The sequence below is a fragment of the Streptomyces sp. OR43 genome (genome assembly GCF_008042275.1).
Taxonomy (GTDB): Bacteria; Actinomycetota; Actinomycetes; order Streptomycetales; family Streptomycetaceae; genus Streptomyces.
In genome coordinates this window covers 36,538-39,068 of sequence record NZ_RDBK01000043.1, presented here as the reverse complement: position 1 = coordinate 39,068, position 2,531 = coordinate 36,538, and the positions used below count along the sequence as shown (strand labels likewise).

Genomic DNA, 2,531 nt, shown 5'->3' with positions numbered 1-2,531 from the left:
CGGTGGTGCCGGGGGCTGCCGCCGGGGATCCCGGGGCGGCGCCGCCGCCGCGTACCCACCCGGCCCGGTAGGCGGTCATCCGGTCCCTGGCCTGTTCGGGGGTACGGTGCGCGGCCGTGTCCTCGGCCGGTCCGCCGGTCGGGGGCGGTTCGGGCCGCGGTTCCTCACGGAGCTGGGGTACGAGGCTTGCCTGCCGCACACGGCGGGGCAGCGTCTCGTCGTCGCCGTCGCCTTCGGCAGGTGTCCGTGGCGCCGGCCCGGTCTCGTCCTTGGCCTCCGGCCGGCGGGGACGCAGCGACGTCACCTGGGCGGTGGGTCCGGTGCGGGACTCCAGCGCCGGAACCGGGACGGGTGCGGGGAAGGCGGTGCCCTGTGGCCGGACGGCTCGGGGTCCCGGCCCGAAGGAGGTCCGTTCATGATCGTCCCGCCGCTCGACGGATGCCTTCTGCGGCGCCGCCTGCTCCTCGGCCGGCGGCAGTGCGGTCTGCAGCAGCGCCGTCGGCAGCAGGACGACCGCCGTGGTGCCGCCGTACGGGGAGGTGCGCAGCTGGACCTTGATCCGGTGCCGCACGGCGAGCCGGCTGACGACGAACAGGCCGAGCCGGTCGCTGTCGAACAGATCGAGGGCCTCCGCCTGCTCGATGCGGCGGTTGGCATCGCCGAGCAGTTCGGCTCCCATGCCGAGGCCGCGGTCCTCGATCTCCAGTGCGTAGCCGTTCCCGACGGGTTCACCGGTGATGCGCACCTTGGTGTGCGGGGGTGAGAACTGTGCGGCGTTCTCGACCAGTTCGGCGAGCAGGTGGGTGAGGTCGGCGACGGCCGTGCCCTTCACCGCGGCGTCGGGGAGCCTGCTGACCTCCACCCGGGCGTAGTCCTCGATCTCGGAGACCGCCGCGCGCACGACGTTGGTCAGGGACACCGGCATGCGCCAGGCCCGGCCTGGCGCGGCACCGGACAGGATGATCAGGCTCTCGGCGTGCCGGCGCATCCGGGTGGTCAGGTGGTCGAGGCGGAAGAGGTCGCTCAGCTCGTCGGGGTCGTCGGCCCGGCGCTCCATGCTGTCCAGGAGGTTGAGCTGGCGGTGGACCAGCACCTGGCTGCGCCGGGCGAGGTTGACGAAGACGCCGGAGATCCCGTCCGCGAGCTCGGCCCGCTCGACGGCGGCGCTGAGAGCGGCCCGGTGGACCGTGTCGAGGGCCTCGCCGACCTGACCGATCTCGTCCTGGGAGGCGAGTCCCGGCGGAGCCTCGGCCCGGATGTCGAGCTCTTCGCCCGCGCGCAGCCGCTGCATGGCCAGGGGCAGTTTGCGCCGGGCGATCTCCAGAGCGCTGTTCCGCAGGCTGACCAGTTCCACGACGAGCCCGCGCCCGATGCGCACGGAGATCACCAGGGAGGCGGCGACGGCGACACAGCCGAAGATCACGGCAGCGCCGGACGGGCTGAGCAGTCCGTGGGTGAGGGGGTCGGCGCGGTCGGCGGCGCGGTCTCCGGCGCCGGCGGTGATCCGTCGCAGTTCCCCACGGACGTCGTCGGCGGCGCGCTGCCAGTCGGTGGCGGGCACGGCCCGCGCGGCGTCGCGGCCGGGCGCCGCCGTGAGCACCTTGTCCTCCGCCGTCTGGATGGAGCGGTAGGCGGGCAGCGCGGTGAACTTCCGCCAGGCGGTGCGTTCCGTGGCGGGCAGGTCGGCGCCTGCGGTCTCGGTGAGGCTGCGCCGGGTGTCGACCGCGCCGGTGAACAGCCGCAGCGGGCGGTCGTCCAGGGTGCCGACGCGTGCGGCGGTGGCCAGCAGGGCGTCCTCGCGGGCCAGCATTTCGTCGGCGCGGGCGAGTTCGAGCAGGACGCGGGCGTCGGAGCCGAGGGCGTCGTCCTGGATGCCGGTGAGGGCCCCTGACACGGCGAAGGCGGCGCTGACCGCCGATGTGTAGCGGTCGTACGCGGCGTCTTCGCCGCCCTCGGCGCCCGTGCTGTCTCCTTCTTCCGTCCGCAGTTCCTGGGCGAGGCCGAGGAAGTGGTCGAGCCGGCCGGCCAGGCCTCCGGGGAGGTTGCCGGTGTCGGCGACGGTGTGGCCGTCGCCGAGCCGCAGTGCGTCCAGGGCGGTGTCGGTGCGGCCGGCGCGCTCCTTCAGGGCGGCTGCGTGTGCGGTGCCGGGGTCGGCGGACTGGAGCATGGCCGCCTTGCGTTCGTTCTGGAGAGCCGAGACCGCTGCCGCGACGGGCGCCCTGACCTCTTCGTCGACGCGCTGCAACTGGCGCAGCCGTGCCACGTCCTGGGCGGTGGACACGGTGGCGAAGCCCCAGAGGGCCAGCAGGGAGACGACGGGCAGCATGAGCAGCGAGATGATCTTCGCGCGCACGGTCCTGGGACGCAGCGCCCGGCGTCCGCGGGGGATGGCTGTGCCGTACTCGGCCGGCGGACTGTCGTGCTCGGCGCTCTCGTCGGCGGGCGGTCCCGCGTGCGCGCGACGGCCTCGGGCCGGAGGCGTGGTCGTGGGCCGGGCGTCGGAGGCACCGGGGTCCGGGGTCGTGCGGGGT

1 protein-coding gene is annotated in these 2,531 nt (G+C 74.7%); it reads right to left on the bottom strand.

Annotated features, from left to right (window positions below):
• Nucleotides 1-2,531 (bottom strand): sensor histidine kinase (locus EAO72_RS18530; protein WP_261991571.1); only part of this gene is annotated, 2,531 nt, incomplete at both ends.